General features: G+C 66.3%; 24 protein-coding genes, 2 tRNA genes and 1 pseudogene. 20 read left to right on the top strand and 7 right to left on the bottom strand.

What is annotated here, in order from left to right; genetic code table 11:
• Positions 1-5 precede the first annotated feature (5 nt).
• Both AC4BCK_RS14865 and AC4BCK_RS14860 read right to left on the bottom strand, forming a co-directional pair.
• Positions 6-1217 carry a glutathionylspermidine synthase family protein gene (locus tag AC4BCK_RS14865; protein ID WP_310108995.1) on the bottom strand — a complete coding sequence of 404 codons (1212 nt, stop codon included), beginning with the start codon at positions 1215-1217 and terminating at the stop codon, positions 6-8.
• A 2-nt stretch (positions 1218-1219) separates the two neighbouring features.
• Positions 1220-1816: a DUF1190 domain-containing protein gene (locus AC4BCK_RS14860; RefSeq protein ID WP_310108999.1), complete on the bottom strand. Its 597-nt coding sequence runs from the start codon at positions 1814-1816 to the stop codon at positions 1220-1222.
• A gap of 180 nt (positions 1817-1996) precedes the next feature.
• Between AC4BCK_RS14860 and AC4BCK_RS14855 the strand changes: the two genes are divergently transcribed.
• The 7 genes and pseudogenes from AC4BCK_RS14855 (at position 1997) to AC4BCK_RS14825 (ending at position 8559) form a co-directional block, all read left to right on the top strand.
• Complete coding sequence (locus AC4BCK_RS14855) at positions 1997-2665, top strand: MOSC domain-containing protein (protein ID WP_490566064.1); 669 nt, start codon at positions 1997-1999, stop codon at positions 2663-2665.
• 392 nt (positions 2666-3057) lie between these two features.
• Positions 3058-5205, top strand: coding sequence for a DEAD/DEAH box helicase (locus tag AC4BCK_RS14850; protein ID WP_490566063.1), 2148 nt, complete (start codon positions 3058-3060; stop codon positions 5203-5205).
• A 314-nt stretch (positions 5206-5519) separates the two neighbouring features.
• Positions 5520-5591: transfer RNA gene (locus tag AC4BCK_RS14845), tRNA-Thr, on the top strand.
• Between the two features lie 61 nt (positions 5592-5652).
• A tRNA-Met gene (locus AC4BCK_RS14840) sits at positions 5653-5726 on the top strand.
• Between the two features lie 192 nt (positions 5727-5918).
• Positions 5919-7241 carry a YjiH family protein gene (locus AC4BCK_RS14835; protein ID WP_435876435.1) on the top strand — a complete coding sequence of 441 codons (1323 nt, stop codon included), beginning with the start codon at positions 5919-5921 and terminating at the stop codon, positions 7239-7241.
• A 144-nt stretch (positions 7242-7385) separates the two neighbouring features.
• Positions 7386-7829 (top strand): annotated as a pseudogene (locus tag AC4BCK_RS14830) (dihydrofolate reductase family protein); the annotation flags it as partial.
• Positions 7830-7902: 73 nt separating this feature from the next.
• Entirely contained in the window at positions 7903-8559 is a 657-nt protein-coding gene (locus AC4BCK_RS14825; protein ID WP_363937091.1) for an SDR family oxidoreductase, read from the top strand.
• An 11-nt stretch (positions 8560-8570) separates the two neighbouring features.
• Here AC4BCK_RS14825 and AC4BCK_RS14820 read toward each other — a convergent pair whose 3' ends face one another.
• Positions 8571-9797, bottom strand: a complete 1227-nt coding sequence (locus tag AC4BCK_RS14820) for an ROK family protein (RefSeq protein ID WP_490566062.1) — start codon at positions 9795-9797, stop codon at positions 8571-8573.
• A 221-nt stretch (positions 9798-10018) separates the two neighbouring features.
• Here AC4BCK_RS14820 and AC4BCK_RS14815 point away from each other — a divergent pair, with 221 nt between their 5' ends.
• From AC4BCK_RS14815 to AC4BCK_RS14775, 9 genes are all read left to right on the top strand, one after another.
• The gene (locus AC4BCK_RS14815) at positions 10019-11290 is read left to right on the top strand and encodes an ABC transporter substrate-binding protein (RefSeq protein WP_490566061.1); all 1272 of its coding nucleotides are present in this window, start codon (positions 10019-10021) and stop codon (positions 11288-11290) included.
• A gap of 23 nt (positions 11291-11313) precedes the next feature.
• On the top strand, positions 11314-12225 hold the full coding sequence (locus AC4BCK_RS14810) for a carbohydrate ABC transporter permease (RefSeq protein ID WP_363937085.1): 912 nt from the start codon (positions 11314-11316) through the stop codon (positions 12223-12225).
• Positions 12225-13136: a carbohydrate ABC transporter permease gene (locus AC4BCK_RS14805; protein WP_174176813.1), complete on the top strand. Its 912-nt coding sequence runs from the start codon at positions 12225-12227 to the stop codon at positions 13134-13136. The genes AC4BCK_RS14810 and AC4BCK_RS14805 overlap by 1 nt, the downstream gene beginning before the upstream one ends.
• A 50-nt stretch (positions 13137-13186) precedes the next feature.
• The gene (locus AC4BCK_RS14800) at positions 13187-14866 is read left to right on the top strand and encodes a glycoside hydrolase family 13 protein (protein ID WP_436054883.1); all 1680 of its coding nucleotides are present in this window, start codon (positions 13187-13189) and stop codon (positions 14864-14866) included.
• Between the two features lie 101 nt (positions 14867-14967).
• Positions 14968-16680 (top strand): glycoside hydrolase family 13 protein, encoded by a 1713-nt coding sequence (locus AC4BCK_RS14795; RefSeq protein WP_364270819.1) that lies wholly within the window; start codon positions 14968-14970, stop codon positions 16678-16680.
• 34 nt (positions 16681-16714) lie between these two features.
• Positions 16715-17656 (top strand): aldo/keto reductase, encoded by a 942-nt coding sequence (locus AC4BCK_RS14790; RefSeq protein WP_490566060.1) that lies wholly within the window; start codon positions 16715-16717, stop codon positions 17654-17656.
• 166 nt (positions 17657-17822) lie between these two features.
• The gene (locus AC4BCK_RS14785) at positions 17823-18686 is read left to right on the top strand and encodes an HpcH/HpaI aldolase/citrate lyase family protein (RefSeq protein ID WP_363937074.1); all 864 of its coding nucleotides are present in this window, start codon (positions 17823-17825) and stop codon (positions 18684-18686) included.
• A 28-nt stretch (positions 18687-18714) separates the two neighbouring features.
• Entirely contained in the window at positions 18715-19659 is a 945-nt protein-coding gene (locus AC4BCK_RS14780) for a DUF2797 domain-containing protein (protein ID WP_490566059.1), read from the top strand.
• 47 nt (positions 19660-19706) lie between these two features.
• Positions 19707-19931: a DUF3188 domain-containing protein gene (locus AC4BCK_RS14775; RefSeq protein ID WP_310109039.1), complete on the top strand. Its 225-nt coding sequence runs from the start codon at positions 19707-19709 to the stop codon at positions 19929-19931.
• On the opposite strand, the gene AC4BCK_RS14770 is transcribed toward AC4BCK_RS14775, so the two are convergent.
• The 3 genes from AC4BCK_RS14770 to AC4BCK_RS14760 are packed head-to-tail and all read right to left on the bottom strand — an operon-like array spanning position 19919 to position 21968.
• A complete protein-coding gene (locus AC4BCK_RS14770; protein WP_490566058.1) occupies positions 19919-21592 on the bottom strand; it encodes a SulP family inorganic anion transporter in 1674 nt (557 codons plus the stop codon). The genes AC4BCK_RS14775 and AC4BCK_RS14770 overlap by 13 nt on opposite strands.
• Entirely contained in the window at positions 21589-21738 is a 150-nt protein-coding gene (locus tag AC4BCK_RS14765; RefSeq protein WP_490566057.1) for a hypothetical protein, read from the bottom strand. Before AC4BCK_RS14765 ends, AC4BCK_RS14770 begins: the two co-directional genes overlap by 4 nt.
• Positions 21735-21968 carry a helix-turn-helix domain-containing protein gene (locus AC4BCK_RS14760; protein WP_490566056.1) on the bottom strand — a complete coding sequence of 78 codons (234 nt, stop codon included), beginning with the start codon at positions 21966-21968 and terminating at the stop codon, positions 21735-21737. Before AC4BCK_RS14760 ends, AC4BCK_RS14765 begins: the two co-directional genes overlap by 4 nt.
• 140 nt (positions 21969-22108) lie before the next feature.
• On the opposite strand from AC4BCK_RS14760, the gene AC4BCK_RS14755 reads away from it, so the two are divergent.
• From AC4BCK_RS14755 to AC4BCK_RS14745, 3 genes are read left to right on the top strand one after another with little or no spacing between them, the layout of a single operon-like run.
• Positions 22109-22570, top strand: a complete 462-nt coding sequence (locus AC4BCK_RS14755) for an FAS1-like dehydratase domain-containing protein (RefSeq protein WP_174176802.1) — start codon at positions 22109-22111, stop codon at positions 22568-22570.
• Between the two features lie 2 nt (positions 22571-22572).
• Positions 22573-23010, top strand: a complete 438-nt coding sequence (locus AC4BCK_RS14750) for a MaoC family dehydratase (protein ID WP_174176801.1) — start codon at positions 22573-22575, stop codon at positions 23008-23010.
• A 40-nt stretch (positions 23011-23050) separates the two neighbouring features.
• Positions 23051-24118 (top strand): UDP-N-acetylmuramate dehydrogenase, encoded by a 1068-nt coding sequence (locus tag AC4BCK_RS14745; RefSeq protein ID WP_366277155.1) that lies wholly within the window; start codon positions 23051-23053, stop codon positions 24116-24118.
• Here the strand turns inward: AC4BCK_RS14745 and AC4BCK_RS14740 are convergent.
• The gene (locus AC4BCK_RS14740; protein WP_174176799.1) at positions 24099-24596 is read right to left on the bottom strand and encodes a hypothetical protein; all 498 of its coding nucleotides are present in this window, start codon (positions 24594-24596) and stop codon (positions 24099-24101) included. The two genes, AC4BCK_RS14745 and AC4BCK_RS14740, sit on opposite strands and share 20 nt — an antisense overlap.
• A 56-nt stretch (positions 24597-24652) precedes the next feature.
• Between AC4BCK_RS14740 and AC4BCK_RS14735 the strand changes: the two genes are divergently transcribed.
• A complete protein-coding gene (locus AC4BCK_RS14735; protein ID WP_490566055.1) occupies positions 24653-25762 on the top strand; it encodes a winged helix DNA-binding domain-containing protein in 1110 nt (369 codons plus the stop codon).
• Positions 25763-25792 lie beyond the last annotated feature (30 nt).

Below are 25792 nucleotides of genomic sequence, written 5' to 3'. Positions count from 1 at the left end.
CGGGTTCATAGTGCGATACCTGCTTTGTTGGAGGAGGCCGCGGCCGAGAGCGGCGCCGGCGCGTCAATGGTGTTGGGCACAAAACGGCAGAAGTAGTCCGTAACCGGCCCATCCGATTCGCGGATGCCGCAGCCCACGGACTCGCCGTCCACCACCCACAGGCCCAGGACGGGATGGCTGCCGTCGAAGTCGGGCAGTTCCTGGTACTGCTGGTAGCACCAGCCCTCGCGGCCGTAGCCGCCGGGTTGCTCAAGGCTGATCCCCTGGGCATGGATTTTGATGTTGTCCCCTTCGCGGCCGTGCAGCGGCTTGGCCACCCATTCCTTGAGGGGACCCGGCTCGTTGAGGTAGGCCGGCAGCAGGTTGGGATGCTGCGGGTAAAGATGCCAAAGGGCGGCGAGGAGCGCCTTGTTGGAGAGGAGCATTTTCCAGGCCGGTTCAACCCAGCGCGGATTGTGGGCGCGTTCCAGGAGCCGCTGCCCGAAGGGTTCCTTCATCATCAGCTCCCAGGGATAGAGCTTGAAGATGGTGCTGATCATGAAATTGTCCAGGTCCACGAACCGGTTCAGGTTGGGGTCCCAGCCGATGTCCGACATGTTGATGCCGATGGTGGTCCAACCTGCCTGGCTGGCCACGTCCCGCATGTAGGCAGCCGTCATCCAGTCCTCGCCGGATTCCTCGACTTCCGAGTGGGCAACGTGGAGGGTGCTCATGCCGGTGCGGTACTGCACCTTTTTCCATTGCCGGATCAGGGCCTCGTGGATGCCGTTCCACTGGTCCTTTTCCGGGAAGACGTCCTGCAGCCAGAACCACTGCGCCACGGCCGCCTCGATTAGGCCGGTGGGGGTGTCCGCGTTGTATTCGAGCATCTTGGCGGGACCGCCCTGCCCGTCGTAGATGAAGTCGAAGCGGCCGTACACATCCACGTCCCCGGCCTGCAGGGACTCCGCGGCCAGCTCCAAAGCCTGCGGGCCAATGCCAATGTCTCCCATTGCGCCGGTGGCCAGGAACGTGGCCGCTTCCAGGCACATCCGGTGCATGTCCTCGGCCGCCACCTCGAGGGTCTCCACCTCGTCCGTGGTGAATTCGTAGTACGCGGATTCGTTCCAGTACTCGATCCGCCGCCCGTCGTCCATGGTGGTGGTGGAGAACACCAGGCCCTGTTCCTGGATCTTCTGCTTCCAGTCGGGCCTGGGCTCAGACAACAGCCGCTTCACGCTCAGCCCCCCACTTTGCTGCTGCCGCCGCTTGTGCCGCTCTTCGCGGTGGTACCGAAACCGCCGCGGCTGACGGTGCCGCCCTGGGTGCTGTACCCGGTGGACGCCTTGGCGCCGCTGGGAACGGTCCTGGTGTAGGTGGGGGCGGTTGAGCGGTTCTGCCCGACGGCGGGAACGAACGCGCCGCGGGAGAAAAAGTACCAGGCGTAGATGCCGCCGCTTCGGCCGGCAGAGCTGTTGCAGTTGGTGTCCTCCACGCGTTCGCCGGTTTCGTCGTTGAAACACACCTGGGCGTACTCGGGGTCATCCTGGTTGCTGGCCACCACAGCCGTGATGGTGCCGGCGAGCAGCGCCGTCACGCCCAGGCCCACCACCACGGTGCGCCGCTGCGAGCGTTTCTTCCTGGCCGCGGCCTCGTTGAGCTGCCTCTCCCGGTCGCGGGCAAACGGGTCCACCGGGGTAACAGGCTCGTTCAGCAGTTCAGGCCGGAGCTCCGGTTTGGGCACCTGCCAAGGGGGAGGCTTCGCGCCGGCCCGGCCGTCACCGTCAGGCTGGTTGCCGTTTGCCCGCCCGCGCTCCGGCTCCTTGTTCGGGTCCATGGCGTCCCCCTCAGTAGTCCACGTGAATTGGGCACAGCGCTGCACCCCCAATTGCAATCTGAACTCAGCGTAGTCCCTGCCGGTGCCTGCTGCGAGTAGCGCAGCGGACAGCGGATGGGGGAGAAGTCCCCATCCCGGCAACTGCCGCCTGCCGGGGCTCGCGGACCCTACACTGGTGCCATGGAAACCGCCTCCGTTGTTGCCGTCTGCCGCGTCCACCAGCTCCTGCCGGACACGTCCAGCGTGGGCGTGACAGCCATCGACAAGCGTCCGGCAGAGGGGCCGGTCAAGGTTCACCGGCTGGGCCTCCAGGGCGACATCCAGGCGAACCGGGTCCACCACGGCGGTCCGGACCAGGCCTTGTATGCGTATTCGCAGGAGGACGCCGATTACTGGGCCGGGAAGCTGCAGCGGGACTTGCCGCCGGGAATCTTTGGCGAGAACCTCAGGGTGGCTGGCATCGACGCCACGGGAGCGGTGATTGGTGAACGGTGGAAGATCGGCCTCAGCCTCGAAGTCGAAGTCACCTCGCCGCGGACGCCCTGCGCCACCTTCCAGCGCCGGATGCGGGAGCCGCACTTCGTCAAGAGGTTCACCGAGGAGGGCCGCGTGGGCACCTACCTGCGCGTCATCAGGACCGGCACCATCCAGGCCGGGGACCATATCCACCGGCTGTATGTGCCCAAGCACGGCATTACCGTGGGCAGGTGGTTCAGCGAACCTGACCTTGAGTCCATGGAGGCCCTGAAGGACGCCGACGCCGACGGCGAGATCCGCCTGCAGCAGCCGGAGTTCAGGCAAAAGTTCGAGGCGCTGGAGCGGCAGTTGGGGCGGCAGCCGCGGCCCTGAGAGGCTGGAAGGCGGACTGTGTGCGCAAGCTCACCGCCGTCGTCGTACGTTCAATTTCCGCTGCGGCAGGTGCATACCTTACACTTGAAACATCCCCCACTCCGGAAATCCCTTATTCCTGCCCAATTTTTGAGGCAGGACTGGCAAGTGTTGGGGCCCGCACAAGCGATGCGGGCATTTTCATAGGGAGAGCCGGCTAAAGAAAACGCTGTACAGACTGCTGGGATAGCAGCCAAGAGATGCAGCGGGAAGTCCTGCCACGGGATTGCGAAAGCGCCGGACTTCTGTGACCGGCCGGTCAATGTTTGCCCGGCATCCACGGCACACGTACTGCGGCTCCGCTCACCTCGGGTAGTGCCGCCTGGCCCCCTATGGATGAGGAACACTTCCCTATGCCCGAAAATCACAACGACGCCACCGCTGAAGCAGCAACTGCCAGCATCGAATTCACTGAGCCCGCTGCGCGCGCAGCCGAGGCCGCACCGGCACCTGCCGAAGCTCCCGCCGCCACGGCTGAAGAAGCCCCCGCCGCCCCCGCCGTCTCGGCTGAAGAAGCCCCTGCCGCCGCCGCTCCCGCCGCCAAGGCTGAGGAAGACGAAGAAGAAGGCATCAAGTTCGCCGACCTCGGCATCGACGGCCGCGTCCTCGCCGCCCTGCAGGATGTCGGCTACGAAAAGCCTTCCCCCATCCAGGCAGCAACCATCCCGCTGCTGCTCGAAGGCCGAGACGTCGTGGGCCTCGCCCAGACCGGCACCGGTAAGACTGCAGCATTCGCAGTACCGGCACTGTCCCGCCTGGCCGAGCTCCACGACCTCAATGGCCCGTCCCGCAAGACCCAGGCCCTGGTCCTGGCTCCCACCCGCGAGCTGGCCCTCCAGGTTGCCGAGGCCTTCACCTCGTACGCCAAGCACATCGACGACTTCACTGTCCTGCCCGTCTACGGCGGCTCCGCCTACGGCCCCCAGCTCGCCGGCCTGCGCCGCGGCGCCCAGGTTGTCGTCGGTACCCCCGGCCGCGTAATCGACCACATCTCCAAGGGTTCCCTGGACCTGTCCGAGCTCCAGTACCTGGTGCTGGACGAGGCCGACGAGATGCTGCGCATGGGTTTCGCCGAAGACGTGGAGCAGATCTTCCAGCAGACCCCGTCCGACCGCCAGGTTGCACTGTTCTCGGCCACCATGCCGAGCCAGATCCGCCGCATGTCCAAGCAGTACCTGAACAACCCGGCCGAGATCTCCGTCAAGTCCAAGACCACCACCGGCGCCAACACCCGCCAGCGGTACCTGCAGGTCATGGGCCCGCACAAGCTTGATGCCATGACCCGCATCCTTGAGGTTGAAGAGTTCGACGGCGTCATCGCCTTCGTACGCACCAAGATGGCTACCGAGGACCTGGCTGACAAGCTGAAGTCCCGCGGTTTCCAGGCCGCCGCGATCAACGGTGACATTCCGCAGCAGCAGCGTGAGCGCACCGTTGACGCGCTGAAGGAAGGCCGCATCGACATCCTCGTGGCCACCGACGTCGCGGCCCGCGGCCTTGACGTGGAGCGCATCAGCCACGTGATCAACTACGACATCCCGCACGACACCGAGTCCTACGTGCACCGCATCGGCCGCACCGGCCGTGCAGGCCGTTCAGGTGACGCCATCCTGTTCATGACGCCGCGGGAGAAGTACCTGCTGCGTTCCATCGAGAAGGCCACCCGCCAGCCCGTGGAACAGATGCACCTGCCGACGGCCGAGACCGTGAACACGCTCCGCCTGGGCAAGTTCGCGGAGCGCATCACGGAAACCCTCGCCTCCGAGGACGTCGCCCCGTTCCGCGACCTGATCGCCTCCTACGAGGAAGAGCACAACGTTCCGGCGTCGGAGATCGCCGCAGCCCTTGCCGTGATGGCACAGGGCGGGCAGCCCCTGCTGGTGAAGGAACTGCCTGCAGCTCCCGAGTTCCAGAAGCGCGAACGCTCCAAGGACGGCTTCGGCTCCCGCGGCCCCACCCGTGCGCTCACCGAGGGCAACGCCACCTACCGGATCGCCGTCGGACGCCGCCAGCGCGTCATGCCGGGCTCCATCGTGGGTGCCATTGCCAACGAGGGCGGCATTTCCTCGGCCCAGATCGGCGGCATCGACATCCGCTCGGACCACTCCCTCGTGGAGCTCCCGGCGGACCTGAGCCCCGAGCAGCTGCGTGCCCTGTCCCGCACCCGGATCGGCGGCGAGCTGATCCACCTCGAGCTGGACAACGGCCGCAAGCCGTCCGGCGACCGCGGTTCCTACCAGGGCAACCGCGGCGGTGACCGGGGAGGCAACTTCAAGGGCAACGGCGGGTTCAAGAAGGAATTCCGCAAGAACGACGGTGAGCGCTCCTCCGCTGACCGCGGCGGCCGCTCCTACAGCGAGCGTTCCTACAGCGCCGACAGCGGTGCCAACCGCGGCCAGGCCAGCGACTCGCGCTTCGGCGGCCACGGTGACGGCTCCCGCAAGCCCCGCCACGGCAACGAGGGCGGCCAGCGGGACTTCAACCGCAAGGGCAAGTGGTAAATCCGTCAGTTAGCTGACAAGGCGCCTGTGGGCCGGCTTTCGAGCCGGCCCACAGGCGTTTAAGGCGTGCGGCAGGTGAAAGTCCGACGGCGGACGGCGGCGGGGAGTGTGGGGATCGACACATTCCCGCGGCGGGGCCGCGGAAAAGGGTCCCGCCCGGCCAGCCTGCGCTGGTCGCAGGGTTCCCGTTTCCCTGATTTTCCGGCATTTTTCGGCCGATACGGCGCCCGTCGGACACCTGTTCCAGCCCCTCGCCGCCTGCCCGGACGCCGATTTGTTGGTGGGTAAATCTTCCGGTAGAGTATTTACTCGTTGCCCCCCTAGCTCAGTGGTAGAGCGCGTTCTTGGTAAGAACGAGGTCACCGGATCGATTCCGGTGGGGGGCTCTGGATGAGGGCCTGTGTCAAGGCGGTTTTGACCGGCTTGGCGCAGGTTTTTCTCATTCGTGGCGGTGTAGCTCAGTTGGTTAGAGCGCACGACTCATAATCGTGAGGTCGGGAGATCGAGCCTCCCCACCGCTACAGGCTAAGCCCCCGGAATCCCCGAGATTCCGGGGGCTTTCCTGGCTTAACCGAGTCCGTCCTGAACCGAGCCTCCTATCCAAGACTGCTTTGGCGTGCAGTCCATTGTTCCTGCCGGGGATTCACGGTGCGATGGTTCTGTCCACAAATTGCCGGTCCGGACAGGGCTGGCTGTAGTCAGGAGACAGACCTTTGGCCATCACCTCGCAAGCCCCGCGCACAGCCTCGCGGCACATGTGGAAGCTGTTTGTGTACAGCGGCATCGGCGCATTCATGTTCTTTGTGCCGGTGACGATCGCCGGCAAGAACACCATCATGCTGGACCACATCGTCTCATTCCTCCAGGCGGGCATCGCCCCGGTCCTGCCCTACTACGCGCTGGCCGTGATTATCGCCGGCGCCGCATACCCCTTCATCGCAGGAACCTGGAAAAGATCCGCGGTGGAGGTGGCCTTCTCCGTGCTGAAAGTGGTGGGGATGGTGGTGGGCTTCATGATGGTCTTCAAGGTCGGGCCCGCATGGTTGTTTGAACCGGGCATGGGGCCGTTCCTGTTTGAAAAGCTCGTCATTCCCGTAGGGCTGCTTGTCCCCATCGGCGCGGTGTTCCTGGCGCTCCTGGTCAGCTATGGCCTGCTGGAGTTCATCGGTGTCATGGTCCAGCGCGTGATGCGCCCCATCTGGCGAACCCCCGGGCGGTCCGCGATCGACGCCGTCGCCTCCTTTGTGGGCAGCTACTCTTTGGGCCTGCTCATCACCAACCGGGTCTACAAGGAAGGCAAGTACACCGCCCGCGAGTCTGCCATCATTGCCACCGGGTTCTCCACCGTGTCCGCCACGTTCATGGTGATCGTGGCAAAGACACTGGACCTGATGGGCCAGTGGACGGCCTACTTCTGGATCACGTTCCTGGTCACGTTCGTTGTCACCGCCATCACCGTCAGGATCTGGCCGTTGAACAGCATCCCGGACGAGTACCACCCCGAGGCCGTCCCGCAGCCGGAGGAGGACGTTACCGGGCGCCGGCTGTCCGTCGCCTGGCGTGAGGCCCGGCGGACTGTGGAGGCAGCGCCCCCGCTCGCCGTCAACGTGTGGACCAACGTCCGGGACGGCGTGCTGATGGCGATGGCCATTCTGCCCTCCATCCTCTCCATCGGCCTGCTGGGACTGGTCCTTGCCACCTACACTCCCGTGTTCGACTGGCTGGGCTTCCTCTTCTATCCCTTCACCTGGGCGCTGCAACTTCCGGAACCCATGCTGGTGGCCAAAGCCAGCGCCGTTGGCGTTGCAGAGATGTTCCTTCCCGCGCTCCTCGCCGCGGAGGCGGTCCCGGTGGTCAAGTTTGTTGTGGGTGTGGTGTCCGTATCAGGGATCATCTTCTTCTCCGCGCTGGTCCCGTGCATCATGGCCACGGACATCCCGATTCCGGTCTGGAAGCTGGTGGTCATCTGGTTCCAGCGGGTTGTCCTGACGCTGATCCTTGTGACCCCCCTGGCCTTCCTTTTGTTTCCCTCCTAAAAACCCGGCGGGAGCGGCAGAATAGGCGCATGGCTGACCTCATCTACACCGGCATCACCTCACTGGACGGCTACCTGGGCGGACAGCGACGGCAACTTCGACTGGAGTGCGCCCGATGAGGAGGTCCACGCCTTTGTCAACGATCTCGAGCGCGACGCCGGAACCTACCTTCTGGGGCGGCGCATGTACGAGGTCATGTCCGTGTGGGAAACGTTGGGAGGGCCGGACGACCCTCCCGTTATCCAGGACTACGGACAGATCTGGCGGGCGGCGGAGAAGATTGTCTTCTCGGAAACCCTGGAAGAACCATCCGCTCCGCGGACGACAGTCCGGCGCTCCTTCGATCCCGCCACGGTCAGGGACATAAAAGCGGATGCAAGGGGCAGTATCGGCGTGGGTGGCGCCACCCTTGCCGCGGCTGCGCTCCGGGCCGGGCTGGTGGACGAATGCCGGATCTTCCTCAACCCGGTGGCCGTGGGAGGCGGCCTGCGTTTCCTGCCGGACGGCCTGAACGTCCGGCTCGAACTCCTGGACGAGCGGCGGTTCGGAAACGGCGTTATGTACCTGCGCTACCACATCCGCGGCTGATACCGGCTGATACCGGCTGACGCCGACGCGCCGGTGGCGTGGCATCGGCGAGCCGGGGGAGCAGAATAGGGCCATGACCCGAATCGCAATCATCGGCGGCCACGGCAAAGTGGCCCTGCACCTGTCCAGCCTCCTCACGGACGAGGGGCACAGCGTCACCTCGTTCATCCGCAACCCGGACCATGCCGGCGACGTTGCGGAAACCGGCGCAACGCCGTCGGTCCTTGACGTGGAAAACGCGACGACGGCGGAGATCGCCGCTGCGCTGAAAGGCCACGACGCCGTGGTCTGGTCGGCAGGCGCGGGCGGCGGGGACCCGGCGCGCACCTATGCGGTGGACCGGGACGCCGCCATCCGGTCCATGGATGCCGCAGCGGAAGCCGGCGTGGCACGCTACGTGATGGTTTCCTACCTCGGAGCCGGCAAGAACCACGGCGTGCCGGAAAGCAACAGCTTCTTTGCCTACGCCGAAGCCAAGGCCGCTGCCGACGACTACCTGCGCAGCACGGGCCTGGAGTGGACCATCCTGGGCCCCGGAGCCTTGACTGACAAGCCGGGGAGCGGCCTGATTGACGTTGACCCGTCTCCGGAGGGCAGCCGCGAAACCTCCCGCAGCAACACCGCAAGTGTCGCCGTGGCTGTCCTGGAGATGCTGGAAACCGCTGGTAAAACCATTGGGTTCTCTGACGGCAGCCTGCCTATCGCCGCCGCCCTGCAGCCGCTGGCGTAACCTGGACCGCTTCAGGAAACGGGCTGGGCCGGTTTCCTGAAAGAAGCGGGATAAAGGTCCATGGCGTGCTCTTCGACGTAGTCCAGTGCCAGGCGGATAGCGCCGATGGAAACGATGCCGTCTCCAAGGGAGGATGCCTCCACCCGGGGCGGAGTGAATGTGAACTTCGGCAGCTGCTCCTCGATGGCGGGAATGAGCGCGCGCGCAGAGGCCGCGACGCCTCCCGCGAGGACGACCAGCTGCGGGTTTGCCAGCGTGCTGACGGAACCGATGACACGGGCCATGCGCTGTGCCATCCGGTTGAGGACGTCCTGCGCGACGTGGTCCCCGTTCCCGGCTGCGGCAAACACCATCCCGGCCGTGAGGCTGTCCGGGACGTTGCCGCACAGCTCACGCAGCTGCGTGTCGGCGCCTGAGGCGAGCGCTTCCTGGCCCCACAGCACCACATAGTGCGCAATGCCGAGGGTGTCACCGACGCCTTCTACAGTGTCCAGGTATCCCAGCTCGCCAAAGCCGCCAAGCTGCCCGTGCAGCAGACGGCCTGATTCAAGGATTCCGGCGCCCAGACGGTCCCCGGTGAGCATAACGACGAGGTTGTCGACGCCCTGGGCCGTGCCCCTCCAGCGTTCAGCCAGGGCCGCCAGGTTGGCATCGTTCTCCAGGAGCACGTGCCAGCCGTGGCGCTCAGAGACAAGCCGGCGGACATCGAACGACTTCCAGAATTCCTGGACCGTGAGGACTTCGCCGTCGCGACTCACCGGGGCGGCGACGCCAACGGTTACAGCCAGGACAGAGTCCGCGGACACTCCCGCCTTCTCCAGGGCCTCCGCGGCGATCCGGTCCAGGACATCGGCGCGCTCGTCAGCGCCTACGTTGAACGCCCGGAAGGGCGTGGTTACCCTGGCGAGGGCGTTTCCCCCCATGTCGGCGACGATGGTGGTGATCTTGTTGGCCCCGATGTCGATGCCCAGGACGCTGGCCGCGCGGTCGTCGAAAACGAACCTGCGTGCCGGCCTGCCTTTGATATATCCCGCGGCGCCGCGCTGGGTTTCCATTTCCCGGAGCCATCCGAGCCGCACCAGCTCATCACAAATCGAGATCACCGTGGCCCGGGAAAGCCCGGTGGCGGCCATGAGGTCCGTGCCTGTCATGATGCCCGCCCCGCGCATTGCCTTGAGCATTGCGCTGGCGTTGACCCTCCGCACCAGCTGCGTTGACGGTGCAGTCTCAGTCCTCATCGGGCGCTCCCATTCTGGCCAGGTCACGGGACGTGAAGGCGATTCTAAATTTAGGTCATAAATATAGCCGAGGAAACATTCCCCTCAATGCTTGACGGTGTGCCCGATGCCGCCGCATACTAACGATAGGAGCTAAATTTACGCCCTATATAAACTCTGCGGCACAGTCTCAGCCGTCCCCGCCGCCACGCGGCGTTCTGCCGCACCACGAAAGGACGAGGGTGTCTTTGAAATTGACGCGCACACTACGTACCGCAGCGCTGGGCTTGTGCCTGGCCCTGCTCGCCGGCCTCCTCTCAGGCTGCACCGGAGACTCCGGCAAGGAAACCATCCGGTTCACGTTCAGCAAGCGCGAAGCAATCGGCTTCATGACCAAGCTGGTGGCCGACTACAACGCCTCGCAGGACAATACAGACGTCATCCTGGATACTTCCGGTGTCGACGTCGTTTCAGCGAGCTTTGTCCGGGGCAACCCGCCGGACATCGCGCTGGCGAACTACAACATGGAAACGGCCAGGTTCGTCCAGCGCGGTGCGCTGAGTGACCTGTCCGGAACCCAGGCTGCCACCCGGGTCCGGAAGGACCTGCAGCCACTGATGGACCAGTACGGCTCGTACCCGGGCCGGACCAGCGCCCTGCCGTACTCGGTCATGGCGTCGTCCGTGATCTACAACAAGGAAATCTTCGCCGCCCACGGCATCGAGGTTCCCAGGACCTGGAGTGAGCTGCTCGCGGCGTGCGACGCGCTGAAAGCCGCGGGAGTGACGCCGTTCTACGCCACGTGGAAGGACGACTGGACGGTGGCCCAGGGATGGTTTGACTACTCTGTGGGCGGCCAGCTGGACACCCTCGACTTCTTTGAAAAGCTTGCCGATGCCGGCACGGACGTCGGACCCGACTCGCCTGCGTCCTTCCAAAAAGACTTTGAACAGCCTGTAGAGAAGATGCTAAAACTGGCGGGCAGCTACGTGAACAAAGACGCCGCGAGCCGCGGCTACGGCGACGGGAACCTCGCGTTTTCCCAAGGCAAGGCAGCCATGTACCTGCAGGGCCCGTGGGCTTTCAGCGAGATCGCCAAGACTGCGCCCGATCTCCAGCTCGGAACCTTTCCACTGCCGATGACGGAAAATCCCGAGGACCTGCGCGTGCGGGTCAACGTCGATCTCGCGGCGTGGATTCCGGAGGAATCCAAGCACAAGGAGGCTGCGCGCGACTTCCTGGAGTATCTCTACCAGCCGGAAATCATTGAGGCGTACAACAAGTCGCAGCTGGGCTTCACGCCCACCATTGATGCGGACGCAGCCCCGGACCCGCGCATCGAGGGGATGGTGGAGTACTACGACAAGGGCTCTGTCTACCAGGGACCATCGGTGCTGGTACCCCGCACTATTCCCATCATGAACTACACCCAGGCGCTCGTGTTGGGCGCAGATCCTGCAGCCACGTTCCGCACACTCGACGCAGACTGGGCGCGCCTGGCCTTTCGCCAGTAGCCCAGAACAAGGGAGCCAGACACATGTCCACCACCACAGCAACCAGACGCGGGCAGGGACGCCCCGAAAGCCGCAGCCGGCGGAGGGTCGAACCGATCTTCTACCTCTTCCTCCTGCCAAGCCTTGTACTCTTCACGCTGGCGATCACGGTTCCAGGCCTCGTTGGCATCTTCTTCAGCTTCACGGACTCCATCGGAATCGGTGACTGGGAGTTCGCAGGCCTGACCAACTACATAGCAATTTTCAGCGATCCCGCCATCCTGCAGAGCTATCTGTTCACCTTCGGCTTCTCGATCGTCACCGTGCTTGTGGTGAACGTGATCGCCTTCCTCCTCGCCGTGGGGCTCACCTCGCAGATCCGCATGAAGACAGCGCTGCGAACCATCTTTGTTATCCCCATGGTGGTCTCCGGCATCATCATCGCCTACGTTTTCAATTTCCTGTTCTCCAACTCGCTGCCCTCTGCGGGTGCGGCGGCAGGCATCTCGTGGCTGGAGACGAGCCTCCTGGCAAACCCGGACCTTGCATGGATCGCCATTGTGGTGGTCACCGCCTGGCAGGCCGTGCCCGGGGCGCTGCTGATCTATATCGCCGGTCTCGTCTCAATCCCGGGGGACGTGTATGAGGCCGCGGAGATCGACGGCGCCAGCAAGTTCCAGCAGCTCCTGAAGATCACCGCTCCGCTTGTGGCCGGCTATGTGGTCATCAACATCATCCTCGGCTTCAAGGGCTTACTGAATGCGTACGACATCATCGTCGGTCTCACGAACGGCGGCCCGGGAACCTCAACAAGAAGCATCGCGATGACCGTCATCGCCGGCTTCAACGGCGGCGACTATGCCTACCAGATGGCCAACGCCACGATCTTCTTCGTCGTCGCTGTCCTCATCTCTCTCCTGCAGCTTTCGCTGACTCGCGGACGGAACACACTCTAATGACCACACCAGCCACCCTCACCGCCGAGGAACTCCACCGCACCGAACCAGTCCCCGCCGGGAGCGGACGACGACGCCCAGGCATCAAGGTCGAGCGGGTGAACTGGCCGGGGACCATCATCCTGGTCCTTTGTGCCGTCACGGTTCTGCTCCCGCTCTACGTGACCGTGTCCATGGCTTTCAAAACCCAGGGGCAGGCTGTGGACGGCAACGCCTTCTCCTTCCCTGCGCCGTTCAGCATCGACGGCTTCGTCCAGGCGTGGACGTTGACGAACTTCCCCGTCGGCGCCGCGATGTCGCTGCTGGTCACGGCCGGGACCGTCGCAGCAACGATCGTGCTGGCCGCATTCGCCTCGTATGCGATTGTGCGCAACTGGGAACGCAGGCTGTTCCGGTACTCCTTCTACTACCTGCTCGCAGCGATGTTCATCCCGTTTCCGGTCGTAGCCCTGCCGCAAATCCAGTTGACCGGCCGTCTGGGCCTGGACAACCCGATGGGCGTCATCCTGCTCGCCACAATGTTCCAGTTGAGCTTCAGTGTGCTGCTGTTCACGGCGTTCCTGCGGTCCATCCCGCTCGAGTTGGAAGAGAGTGCCCGCATTGACGGCGCCACCACCTGGCAGACCTTCTGGCAGCTGATCTTCCCCCTGCTGGCGCCGATGAGCGCCACGGTCGGAATTTTCGCCTTCCTCTACGCCTGGAACGACTTCATGATGCCTTCCCTGATCATCTCCGACCCGGCACTGCAAACCCTTCCGGTCCGGCAGAACCTGTTCCAGACCCAGTTCAGCAACAACTACCACGTGTCCTTCGCGTCCTATCTGATGGCCATGGCACCGGCCATCGTGGCTTACCTCTTTACCCAGCGGTGGGTCATGGCCGGCGTCACGCAGGGAGCCGTCAAGGGCTAAGTGCAGCCAGCATGTAAACCATCACCAAACCCCCGGAAAGGGGAAACCGCTTGTCCATCCTCGCCAGCCAGACGCACCATGCCGACAACGGACCCGCGGCCGCCACCACCTGGTGGCGCCAGGCCTCGGTGTACCAGATCTATCCGCGCAGCTTCGCCGATTCGAACGGTGACGGTATTGGGGACCTGAACGGCATCACCGCGAAGGTGCCGTACTTGAAGAGCCTGGGGATCGACGCCGTGTGGCTCAGCCCGTTTTACCCCTCGGCGCTCGCAGACGGCGGCTACGACGTGGACGACTACCGTGACGTCGATCCCAAAATCGGCAGCCTGGCAGATTTCGACGGGATGGCCGCGGCCCTGCACGCCGCCGGTATCAAAGTGATCGTGGACATTGTCCCGAACCACTCCTCCAACCGGCACGCCTGGTTCAGGGAAGCCCTGGCCTCGCCCAAGGGGTCAGCGGCCCGGCAGCGGTACCACTTCAGGGACGGGAAGGGCGGGAATGGCGAGCTGCCGCCGTCGGACTGGACAGCCGCGTTCGGCGGCCCGGCCTGGTCGCAGGTGGAAGACGGGCAATGGTATCTGCACACCTTCACTCCCGAACAGCCGGATTGGAACTGGGACAACCCCGAGGTCCGTGCGGACTTCCTCAGGACGTTGCGCTTCTGGGCCGACCGGGGCGTGGACGGCTTCCGCGTGGACGTGGCCAACCTTCTCGTCAAGGACCTGAGCGCCGACCTTCCGAGCAAGCAGGAACTTGAGGGCATGGACCGGACCTCCGGGACGCACCCGCTCATGGACCGCGACGAAGTCCATGAGATCTACGCCGAATGGCGCAAGGTCTTCAACGAATATGACCCGCCGCGCTTTGCCGTGGCGGAGGCGTGGGTGGAAACCGCCGAACGGCGCGCCAAGTACGCCTCCCCTGAAGGACTGGGCCAGGCTTTCAGCTTCGACCTGCTCCTGGCCGACTTCAACGCCACCCAGTTCCGCACCATCATCACCGACAACCTCGCACAGGCACGCCTCACCGGCTCCACCACCACGTGGGTATTTTCGAACCACGACGTCACCCGCCACGCCACCCGTTACGGCCTCGAACCGCTCAACGGGCGGCCGGGGAAGCCGGGGGTGGACTGGGTCAAAGCGGGCGGCCCCCGCGAAGCGCTGGACGTGGAAGGAGGCCTGCGCCGCGCCAAGGCCGCCACACTGCTCATGCTCGCCCTTCCCGGCTCGGCTTACCTTTACCAGGGGGAGGAACTGGGCCTGCACGAGGTGGCTGACATCCCCGCTGACCGACGCCAGGACCCGTCATTCTTCCGGGGCGCGGAGTACGACGGCCTGGGCCGCGACGGCTGCCGCGTGCCCTTGCCCTGGACTCCCTCGGGACCATCCTTCGGCTTCGGTGCCAACGGAGCCCACCTGCCCCAGCCGGACTGGTTCGCCGGCTACGCAGCCAGCACCCAGGAAACCGACAACCTCTCAACCCTGCAGTTCTACCGCCAGGCGCTGGCGCTGCGCCGTGAACTGCAAGGTGCGGAGACCCTGGAATGGCACCACAGCGGAGACGGGCAGGTGCTGCACTTCGTGCGCCCGGGCGGCTGGCACGTCGTGGCGAACTTCGGTCCTGCCGCCGTCGAACTTCCGGACGGCGAGGTCCTGATCTCCAGCAGCGGGATCGAGGCCGGCAGGCTTCCGGGAGAATCAACCGCCTGGCTCAGGGCCTGAGCAGGCGTCCTGCCGGAGCAGGCAGCGGGCTGTTGACCATCCCCGCCCGGTCGGCACATACTGGTCACTAGAAAATTTAGATACTAAATAAAAGGAGCGTTGTGAGCACCACCGCCACCCTGGCAACCCTGTCCGATTCCGACCGCCTGTCCGATCCGAACTGGTGGCGCCAGGCCGCTGTCTACCAGATCTACCCGCGCAGTTTTGCCGACTCCAACGGCGACGGCATTGGCGACCTCAAGGGCATCACCTCCAAGGTCCCGTACCTGAAGTCCCTGGGTATCGACGCCGTGTGGCTGAGCCCGTTCTACCCCTCGGCGCTCGCAGACGGCGGCTACGACGTGGATGACTACCGCGACGTCGATCCCAAGCTCGGCACGCTCGAGGACTTCGACGAGATGGCCAAGGCGCTGCACGGGGCCGGCATCAAGCTCATCGCGGACATCGTCCCCAACCACTCCTCGAACCGCCACGAGTGGTTCAAGGAAGCGCTGGCCTCGCCCAAGGGCTCGCCCGCCCGGGACCGGTACATCTTCCGTGACGGCAAGGGCCCCAACGGCGAGTTCCCGCCGTCGGACTGGGACTCCGTCTTCGGCGGCCCCGCCTGGGAGCGCATCACCGAACCGGACGGTACCCCCGGGCAGTGGTACATGCACATTTTCGCCAAGGAGCAGCCGGACCTGAACTGGTCCAACCGCGAGGTCCGCGACGACTTCCTCAAGACCCTGCGCTTCTGGTCCGACCGCGGCGTGGACGGCTTCCGGGTGGACGTGGCGCACGCCCTCACCAAGGACCTCACCGAGCCGCTGCTGTCCAAGCTGGAACTGAGCGCCGCCAACACCGGCGTGGACGGTTTCGACGACGGCACGCACCCCTTCTGGGACCGCGACGAGGTCCACGAGGTGTACGCCGAGTGGCGTGAGGTCTTCAACGAGTACAACCCGCCGCGCACCGCCGTGGCCGAGGCCTGGGTGCACGCCACCCGCCGCGCCCGCTACGCAAGCCCGCAGGGGCTCGGCCAGGCCTTCAACTTCGACCTCCTGCAGGCCGATTTCGACGCCGACGAATTCCGCGAGATCATCACCCGCAACCTGGCCGAGGCCGCCGCAACCGGTGCCTCCTCCACCTGGGTGTTTTCCAACCACGACGTTGTCCGGCACGCCACCCGCTACGGCCTGCCGCAGGTCTCCAAGAGCAAGGCGGGCGCCAAGGGCCAGGACGGCAAGGAGTGGCTGCTCGCCGGCGGCCCCAAGGAACAGCTGGATGTGGAGCTCGGTGAACGCCGTGCCCGCGCCGCAACCCTCCTGATGCTGGCGGTTCCGGGCTCCGCCTACCTGTACCAGGGTGAAGAGCTGGGCCTGCAGGAAGTGGCGGAGATTCCCGAATCCGAACGCCAGGACCCCTCCTTCTTCCGGAACAGGGGAGTGGAGATCGGCCGGGACGGCTGCCGCGTGCCCCTGCCCTGGAAGGTGGAAGGCACCTCCTTCGGATTTGGCGACGGCGGCGCGCACCTGCCGCAGCCGGACTGGTTCAGCAAGTACGCCGTGGAGGCGCAGGACGGCACCGAAGGCTCCACCCTCGAGCTGTACCGCACCGCCCTGAAGCTGCGCCACGAGCTCCAGGCGGATGAGGACCTGGAATGGGTGGAGAACGCCAACCCTGAGATCCTGCACTTCCGCCGTCCGGGCGGCTGGCAGTCCGTGACCAACTTCGGGGACACCGCCGTCGACCTCCCCGAGGGGACCGTCCTTGTCAGCAGCGCACCGCTGGAAGACGGCAAGCTGCCCGGCAACACCACAGCATGGCTGCGCTGATGCCTGCACCCGTCCCGGACGGGCGGCCTGCCTGATGCAGGAACTCATTTATGGCTGCATGGGCCTGGGCGGCAGCTGGTCCGGCGAGCCGCACGGGACTGAACATGTGGACCAGGCCGCGGCAGCCGTCGAGGCCGCGCTGGATGCCGGGATCACCCTCTTCGACCACGCGGACATCTACCGCAGCGGCAAGTCTGAGGCCGTGTTTGGTGAGGTTCTGGCAGCTGAACCGGGGCTGCGCGGCCGGATCAGGCTGCAGACCAAATGCGGCATCCGGCTGAACGAGCGCGGGCTGCAGACGCACTACGACCTCAGCCGGGATGCCATCCTGGAACGGGTCAACGGCAGCCTGCGGCGGCTGCGGACGGACTATGTGGACATCCTCCTGCTCCACCGGCCGGACCCGTTGGCGGATCCGGCGGAGGTGGCCGCCGCCGTCGGGCAGCTGATGGCAGAAGGCAAGGTCCGGCAGCTGGGCGTGTCCAACATGTCCGCGGCGCAGATCGAGGCGCTGCAGGACCGGCTGGACACCCCGGTGGTGGCGAACCAGCTGGAGATGAGCCTGCTCAAGCGGGCCTGGCTGGAGAGCCAGGTGCTGGTCAACCACGCCGAGCACCTGGACTACAGCTTCCCGCACGGCACCCTTGAGTACTGCGTGCGCAACTCCATCACGCTGCAGGCCTACGGTTCGCTGGCGCGCGGCCTGTACACCGGGGCGGAACCGGAAAGTCCCGCGTCAGCAGATGCCGCCACCGCTGAGCTCGTGGCCCGGCTGGCGGGGGAGTACGGCAGCACCGGAGAAGCCGTCCTGCTGGGATGGCTGATGAAGCATCCGGCGGGTATCGCGCCGGTGATCGGGACGGTCAACCCGGAACGGATCCGTGCGTGTGCCGACGCTGCCCGCGTGGCCCGGGAGATGACCCGGGCTGACTGGTACGGGCTCTGGGTGACGGCACGGGGCAGCAACATCCCCTGACCCACCCAACCAGGTAGCAGCAGGTGTCGTTTTGAGCGCTCAAAACGACATCTGCTGCCACCTGCTTTCCGGCAACTTCCGGTCATTTGGGGTTTAGTTCGTATTGATCCCCACAAGCAGGCCATTTTCTTCGGCGTCGGGGTTGCGGGGCGGATACGGTAGATACATGACGTCTACCATCGCCACCGAGACCGTAAGGCCGGAACGCAATATCCCAGCAGAAATCGCCCGTTCCTGGCTTCTGGTCAATGCCATGAAGACAGAGCTGTTCGACCAGTCCGCGGTGTCGCGAGCTGACTCGATCATCCTGGATATTGAAGATGCCGTGGACCCGTCGCAGAAGGACCACGCACGGAACAACGTGGTTGACTGGCTGACCGCCGGCGGCAAAGCCTGGGTCCGCATCAACGATGCCACCAGCCGCTTCTGGGCTGATGACCTGGCGGGCCTCCGCGGCACGCCGGGGCTCCTGGGTGTCATGCTGGCCAAGACCGAGTCCGCAGACCAGGTGACGGAGAGCTTCCACCGCATGGACGGCAAGACGCCGGTCATCCCGCTGGTGGAGTCCGCGCTGGGCATCGAGGAGGCAAACAACATCGCCAAGGCACAGGGCGCCTTCCGCCTGGCGTTCGGTTCCGGCGACTTCCGCCGCGACACAGGCATGGCAGCCACGCCCGAGGCCATGGCCTACCCCCGCGCCAAGCTCGTCGTCGCCAGCCGCGTCGGCAACCTTCCCGGCCCCATCGACGGGCCCACCGTGGGCACCAACCACCCCATCCTGCGTGAGCAGACCGGCATCACCGTGATGATGGGCATGACCGGCAAGCTCTGCCTGGCCATCGACCAGACCCCCGTCATCAACGAGGTCATCAGCCCCACGCCCTCGGACGTCGCCTGGGCCACGGACTTCATGTCGGACTTCGAGGCCAACGGCCGCGTCATCCGTGACGGCTCCGACCTGCCCCGCCTGGGACGCGCCGAAAAGATCATGAAGCTCGCGGTAGCCTTTGGGGTGCAGCCGGCGCTGTAGTCCACACGCTTTCACCTCAGGAGACCCCGTGACCGATACCCGTTATCTGGTCCACGGGGTCTTTTGGCCTGCGCCTCCTGGGGCGGCAGCGGGCGGAAGTGCCGGTCCTGGCCCGTACCTCCGCCTTCAGGCGCCGGACGGCACCTTCCGCGAGGTAACGCTCGACGCCGGGACGCGCCTGGGCTTCCGGCTCGCCGCCGAGGGGAAACACTGCCTCGGCCACCATGTGGTGCACGGCCCCGCCCACCGGGACCACGTCCTCTGCGCCAGGCGGGCCCCCGCCGTCCGGGGGCACCAGTGCGAGCGGTGTTTCGTGGTCGATGACTCCCGGCTTATCCATGACTTCCACCGGGACGGCCGGGTCCCGCCCGGGCTGCGCAGCTACCTGATGCAGCCGCACTGGCTCTACGTCGCCACCTTCGCCAACGGCGCCAGCAAGGTGGGCACGGCCGCGGAGCTCCGCAAATGGCAACGCCTCGCGGAGCAGGGAGCCGTGGCGGCGTGCTATGTTGCCCACGCCGCCGACGGCCGCGTGGTGCGGATCCTCGAGGACCTGGTCACGCGCGAGGCGGGGCTTCCGCAGCAGGTCCGGTCCGCAGCCAAGGCTGCGGCGCTGGCTTCCCCGGCCCCGGCAGGCTGGCTCAGGGGCCATAACGCAGCCCTCGCCGCTTCCGCCCGCGGAGTGGTCTCCCGGTCCGGCGCTGAAGGATTCCACGTGGTGGAGGAGGACTGGAGCAGGCCGGCGCTGGCCGGCCCGCTGTGCTCCGAAGGCCGCCGGCACCTGTATCCGCACGCCCTCGCGGCCGGCTCCCACGGCTTCACCATTACTTCACTGTGCGGCAGCTTCGCCCTGGCAGCCATCGATGGGACGGGGCTGGAATTCGTGGTGGATCTCGGCCGGCTCAAGGGCCGCAGCATCGAACTGGGACAGTACAGTTCCGAGGTGCCGGCCGTCCAGGAGGCGCTGTTCTGAGCCTGCGTTTCTGCAACCAGCGGCGCGGCCCCCGGTAGACTGTCCGGGTGCTGAACGAATTCTGGGCCACCGCGCCAACCCGCTATAAAGTCCTGGTTTTCAGTGCGATGGGACTGATCGCCGTCGGAATCATCCTCAACCTGGTGGGCAACACCAGCGGCAATTCCGGCCTTGCCACGGCATCCCTGCCGGTGATCGGCCTGGGCCTGGTCCTGCACATTGCAGGGATTGTGATCCGCGGGCAGGCGATCCGGAAGGGCTACAAGCGGTAGGCGGCGTTCCGGCGAACGTGGCTGCGGGCGTGTTCCACGGCGTCCCCGAGGTGCTCGAAGAGGTGCTTGTGGTGCCGCAGGGACCGGATCACTCCCACGTTCGTTACCAGCTGCAGGTGGTCCGGCCGGACGCCCTTGAGTAAAACGGTGATGCCCCGGAGCTCCAGCGCGGAGACCACCTCCACCAGTGCATGCGCGCCCGTGGCGTCGAGCATCCGCAGCTGGGAAAGCCTGATGATGGCCACCTGGACATCCTTGACCTGGCTGATCTCCTGCAGGATCCGTTCGGCGGCGCCGAAGAACATGGCCCCGTCCAGCCGGAGGACGGCGATGTGCTCGTCACCCTCGGCGCGCGGACCGGGGATCTCCTCCCGCTGCACGCTGCTCAGCGAGGCGAACGTGCGCAGGGCAAAGAGGGCTGCCGCCGCGAGCCCTATCTGGATGGCAACGATCAGGTCGAACGCCACCGTGATAATTGCCGTCAGGATGAAGACGGCGGCGTCGGACCTGGTGGAGCGGAGGATCGCCGCCACGGTCCGCCGGGACACCATCCGAACGGCAGTGACCATCAGGACCCCGCCGAGGGCTGCCAGCGGAATCCGGCTGACCATGCCGGAGGCGAGGTAGACAATCGCCAGCAGGACCACGGCGTGGACAGCGGCGGCCAGCCGGGTCTTGGCACCGGACCGGACGTTCACGGCCGTCCGCGCGATGGCCCCCGTGGCGGGCATGCCGCCGAAGAGGCCCGCAGCGATTGACGCCAGGCCCTGGCCCGTCAGCTCCCGGTCCGGGCTGTACGGTCCACTCGGCCTGCCGTCCGGCCCGGTCATTCCTGCCGCAACCCGGGCGGACAGCAACGACTCGATGGCCGCAAGGCAGGCGATGGCCACCGCGGGCATTGCCAGGCTGCCCAGCAGATCCAGGTCAAAGGCGGGAACCGCGGGAGCGGGCAGGGCATGCGGCAGGGGACCGATCCTGGGGATGTCCAGCCGGAACAGCTCGGCGGCCGCCGTGGCGAGGAGCACCGCGATCAGGCTGGCCGGCAGTGCCCTGAGCAGCTTCTGCACCAGGACCATCACGACGGCGACTCCCGCCACGACTGCGAGGGTCACCAGGGCCGTCGGGACGGTTGCGGCGGATGCGGCTTCCACTGCAGCGATGAGGGTGTTGTGGCCCGGGGCGGCGGACGTGCCGGTGGCGGGCGGAACCTGCTGGAGGAAGATAATGGCGGCGATCCCCAAGGTGAAGCCTTCCACCACCGGCCAGGGGATGAAAGCGACCGCCCGGCCCAGGCCGCTGAATCCCAGGACACAGACCAGGAGCCCCGCCATCAGTGACAACGGGGCCACGCTGCCTGGGCCGTGCAGTGCCACCACGGGCGCCAGCACCACAACCATGGCACCCGTGGGGCCGGAGACCTGGACGGGTGATCCGCCCATCACGGCTGCCACCAGGCCGGCGACGATCGCGGTGATGAGCCCGGCCTCCGCGCCCACTCCCGAGCTGACGCCGAACGCGAGGGCCAGCGGCAGGGCCACAATGCCCACCGTGATGCCGGCCAGCAGGTCGGTCCGCCACGATGTTCCGAGTCCCGCGTAGTCCAGTTTCGAGGGCAGGAACCGGCTGGTGTGCCGCCTGGCCGTGCCCGCGTCCGGTTTCACAGGGCGGCCCCGCCGGCGAGGTGTTCTGCAGGCAGCTGCTGCGCCAGCCGGAGCTGTTCGTTTGAATCGGCAAGGGTGTCCAGGAGGAACGTCCGCGCGATGGCAAGCAGCTGGGCAATCCCGGGGTGCGCCAGCCGGTAGGTCACGGCGTGGCGGTACGCACAGAGGTCACCACCTTGTGCTTGCGCAGCGTGGCCAGGTGCTGGGAGAGGTGCGAGGCTTCAAGCCCGGTCTCCGCCAGGAGGTAACTCACCGCGGCGGTTTCCTGTGGCGCCGCTGCCAGCAGCTCAAGGATGCGGATCCTTGCAGGGTGCGCCAGCCCCTTGAAGAGGTTGGCCTTGATCTCGTACAGCGGAGCCTGGGCGGAAGGCAGCATGGGAAGCTCCTCAACGTGACAGTGATGGCAGCTGGCCGGTTGCAGATGACGGATGGCCGGTGAATTGATGGATTGATGAAATCATCATATCAACGTCATGCAAGCCCCCAGCCGGATGCGGCAACGATAGGCTTGAGGCCATGACTATCAATCCGGACCTGCAGGGCCGAAGCTACCCTGCCGCAGAGGTGTACGACGTTGGCCGTGAGAAGATCCGCGAGTTCGCCCGCGCCGTGAAGGCCACCCATCCCGCGCACTTCGACGTCGATGCTGCCAGGGCCCTGGGCCACGGCGACCTGGTGGCTCCACCGACCTTCGCCATCATCGTCGCCCAGCGTGCCGACGCCCAACTCATCGAGGATCCGGAAGCCGGCATCGACTTCTCCCGCGTGGTCCACGCGGACCAGCGCTTCACCCACCACCGGCCGATTTTCGCCGGAGACCGCCTCGTCGCGGAGCTCCACGTGGACGGTGTCCGGGCCATGGGCGGTGGTGCGATGATCACCACCCGGTCGGAAATCTTCGCTCTCGGCGCGGATGATTCCCGCGAACCCGTCACCACCACGTCGTCGTCCATCCTGGTCCGCGGAGAGGGACAGTAACCATGAGCCTCAGCATCCACGAACTCAGCGCCGGCCAGGAGATCGGAAGCCGCACCATCGAGGTCACGCGCACCGATTTGGTCAAGTACGCCGGTGCCTCCGGTGACTTCAACCCCATCCACTGGAACGAGGCCTTTGCCACCAGTGTGGAACTGCCCGGCGTCATCGCCCACGGCATGTTCACCATGGGCTCCGCCGTCCAGCTGGTGACCGACTGGGCGGGCGACCCGGCCGCCGTCGTCGACTTCCAGACGAGGTTCACCAAGCCCGTCCTGGTCACCGACACCACGGGCACGCCCGACGCCGGCGCCACCATCGAGGTCAGCGGCATCATTGGAAAGCTCGACGCCGAGGCGAACACCGCGCGGGTGGACCTCACCGTCACAGCCGCCGGCCAGAAAGTCCTGATGAAGGCCCAGGCGGTCGTCAAACTGGCTTAGCCCGGGGGAGGCGGGAACACTTTCCCGATAGGGTGGACAGGTGACTTCCACCCTGCTCTCCCAGCTGACCACGGCCGCCGTCGGGGGCCCTGCCCACAAGTTCATCAAGGCCGGAACCGAAGCTGAGATCATCGACGCCGTCCGTGCCGCGGACGCCGCGGGGGAGCAGCTGCTGATCATCGCCGGCGGCTCAAATCTGCTGATTTCCGACGACGGGTTCCCTGGGACCGTGGTCCAGGTCGCCTCGCAGGGGTTCACCGTCAACGCGGAGGACTCCTGCGGCGGCGTGGCAGTGGTGGTGCAGGCCGGGCACAACTGGGACAAGCTGGTGGAGCACGCGGTCCGCCACGCCTGGTCCGGGGTTGAGGCCCTGGCCGGCATTCCCGGGTCAACGGGTGCGACGCCGGTGCAGAACGTGGGTGCCTACGGTGCCGACGTGTCCCAGACCATCGCGGCAGTGCGCACGTGGGACCGGGAACGGAACGCGGTAAAGACCTTCACGAACTCGGAGCTGCAGTTCGGCTACCGGGACTCCATCCTCAAGCAGACCACCGTCAACGGCTCACCCCGGTACGTAGTGCTGACCGTGGAGTTCCAGCTGCCCCTGGGCCGGATGAGCGCGCCGATCCGTTACGCGGAACTTGCCCGTGCCCTTGGCGTCGAGGTGGGCAAGCGCGCGTACTCGAACGATGTGCGCCGCGAGGTGCTCCGGCTGCGTGCCTCCAAGGGTATGGTGTGGGACCCGCAGGACCGGGACACGTACTCCACGGGCTCCTTCTTCACCAACCCCATCGTTCCGGCCGAGGTGGCGGCCGCCCTCCCCGAAGGCGCGCCCCGGTACCCTGCAGGGCAGGACGGGCTGGTAAAGCTGTCCGCCGCGTGGCTGATCGACCAGGCCGGCTTTGCCAAGGGGTTCGGGCTGGAACCGGGGAGCGTCAGCGGCGGACGGGCCTCCCTGTCCACCAAGCACACGCTCGCCATCACCAACCGCGGCTCAGCCACCGCCCAGGACGTGGTGGCCGTGGCGCGCGAGGTGCGTGACGGCGTCGAACAGCGCTTTGGCATCCAGCTGCACCCGGAACCGCTGCTTATCGGCCTGGAGCTGTAGCACCGGCAGGATCGCCCGCCACGCCTGGGGCGTTGGCCCGGACCACCGCCGCCTGGCCCAGCAGGGCGGACGACCAGCCGGCGAGCACCAGGTAGATTCCCGTGAAAAGCCACACCAGCTGGCCCGGCAACAGCGGATTTGCGAGGCCTGACAGGATGCAGGCCACCAGTCCGCCGAGGGCGACGGCGAGGGACAGGACCCAGAGGACCTTCGCCGCGGGCGGGTGGTGCCGCCAGTCCCGGTACAGCCTGACGCCCTGGCGGCTGACGCTGATGCCCGGGAAAAGTACCGCATAGCCGCCGCCGAGGCTCAGGACGAGTGAGGGGAGCAGCAGCAGGGGATCGGACCGGCCGTCTCCGAGGAAGGTGGAGAACTGGAGCAGCCCCAGGCAGGATCCTGCCAGGACGCAGACCGTGCCGCCGGCCATCCACCACCTCGTTTTAAGCGCGAGCAACTGCCACAAACTCCCCAAAGTCATGCTTCTACCCTAGCGGTCCGTGACGGGCGGGCGGTGGCGCGTCCTAAGATAGGGCCATGGCTGCTGGCATGGGCCGTCCCGACGGCAGGATCGTGGGCAGGCTGCGGCTTGCCTCCCAAAGGCTTGCGGGTGGCGCGGACGGCGTCGGCTCGGTTGCGGACGCCGTGCGATGGATGACGGCGATGCAGGCCCAGGACCTGCAGGCCGCCATGTGGGCCGTGGGCGTGCGGGTGCCGGGATGCGGCCTCAGCGATGTCCGGTCCGCGCTGGACACCGGTGCCGTGGTCCGGTCGTGGCCCATGCGCGGCACACTGCATCTCGTGGCCCCCGAGGACCTGCGCTGGATGCTGGACCTCACGGCTGAACGGCTCACCAAAAGCATCGCGGCCCGCCACCGGGAGCTGGGCATCACCTGGGCTGACGTTGAGAAGTGCCGGGATATTGCGCTGGAACACATCGCCGCCGGCGGTCCCGCCAGCCGTGCCGGACTGCTCCGGGTGTTCGACGCCGCCGGGCAGCCGACGCAGGGACAGCGGGGCATCCACCTCCTGGGGACACTGTGCCGGCACGCGTGGCTGGTGCAGGGGCCGCTGGCCAAGAACCAACAGCTGCTGGTGGCCTTCGATGACTGGATCCCGGTGTCGCGGAACCCGGAGCGGCAGGAGGCCCTGGGGGAGTTCGCGTTGCGGTACTTCCGGAGCCACGGGCCGGCAACCCTGGCGGATTTCGCGTGGTGGACGCAGCTGCCGCTGACGGAGGTGCGGGCGGCGTTTGAACCGGTCCGCGGGCAGCTGGTGGAACGGCAGTTCGGGGATGCTGTGCACTGGATGTCACCCGGGACCGCCGCCCTGCTGGAGGCCGGGGGTCCGGGAGCGCGGTCCGTCCTGCTGCTGCCCGGCTTTGATGAGTTCCTGCTGGGATACAAGGACCGGACGGCCGTCCTGCCCCCGGAGTACTCCGACAGCATCGTGCCCGGCGGGAACGGCGTTTTCAAGAAGACCCTGGTGGCCGGGGGAGAAGTGATCGGCACCTGGGCGCGGGGCGGCACCAGCCGGGATGCCGCCGTCGTGCCCGAACTTTTCGACCACACCAGGCGCCTTGGCCCCGCCGCGCAGGCCGCCTTCGCCCGGGCAGCCAAGCGCTACCTCAGCTTCCTGGAGAGCTGACAGGGACGCTCTCTCACTTAATGTCGGTTC

The organism is Pseudarthrobacter sp. As-47 (assembly GCF_058215595.1).
The sequence above is the reverse complement of the archived record's forward strand: the minus strand, read 5'-3'. Positions and strand labels throughout refer to the sequence as shown.

Coding starts and splice junctions, on each gene's coding strand:
- AC4BCK_RS14740 (WP_174176799.1), bottom strand. CDS start 24,596: ATGACTTTGGGGAGTTTGTGGCAGTTGCTCGCGCTTAAAACGAGGTGG.
- AC4BCK_RS14735 (WP_490566055.1), top strand. CDS start 24,653: ATGGCTGCTGGCATGGGCCGTCCCGACGGCAGGATCGTGGGCAGGCTG.
- AC4BCK_RS14760 (WP_490566056.1), bottom strand. CDS start 21,968: ATGCTGCCTTCCGCCCAGGCTCCGCTGTACGAGATCAAGGCCAACCTC.
- AC4BCK_RS14860 (WP_310108999.1), bottom strand. CDS start 1,816: ATGGACCCGAACAAGGAGCCGGAGCGCGGGCGGGCAAACGGCAACCAG.
- AC4BCK_RS14855 (WP_490566064.1), top strand. CDS start 1,997: ATGGAAACCGCCTCCGTTGTTGCCGTCTGCCGCGTCCACCAGCTCCTG.
- AC4BCK_RS14755 (WP_174176802.1), top strand. CDS start 22,109: ATGACTATCAATCCGGACCTGCAGGGCCGAAGCTACCCTGCCGCAGAG.
- AC4BCK_RS14850 (WP_490566063.1), top strand. CDS start 3,058: ATGCCCGAAAATCACAACGACGCCACCGCTGAAGCAGCAACTGCCAGC.
- AC4BCK_RS14750 (WP_174176801.1), top strand. CDS start 22,573: ATGAGCCTCAGCATCCACGAACTCAGCGCCGGCCAGGAGATCGGAAGC.
- AC4BCK_RS14810 (WP_363937085.1), top strand. CDS start 11,314: ATGTCCACCACCACAGCAACCAGACGCGGGCAGGGACGCCCCGAAAGC.
- AC4BCK_RS14805 (WP_174176813.1), top strand. CDS start 12,225: ATGACCACACCAGCCACCCTCACCGCCGAGGAACTCCACCGCACCGAA.
- AC4BCK_RS14825 (WP_363937091.1), top strand. CDS start 7,903: ATGACCCGAATCGCAATCATCGGCGGCCACGGCAAAGTGGCCCTGCAC.
- AC4BCK_RS14785 (WP_363937074.1), top strand. CDS start 17,823: ATGACGTCTACCATCGCCACCGAGACCGTAAGGCCGGAACGCAATATC.
- AC4BCK_RS14790 (WP_490566060.1), top strand. CDS start 16,715: ATGCAGGAACTCATTTATGGCTGCATGGGCCTGGGCGGCAGCTGGTCC.
- AC4BCK_RS14820 (WP_490566062.1), bottom strand. CDS start 9,797: ATGAGGACTGAGACTGCACCGTCAACGCAGCTGGTGCGGAGGGTCAAC.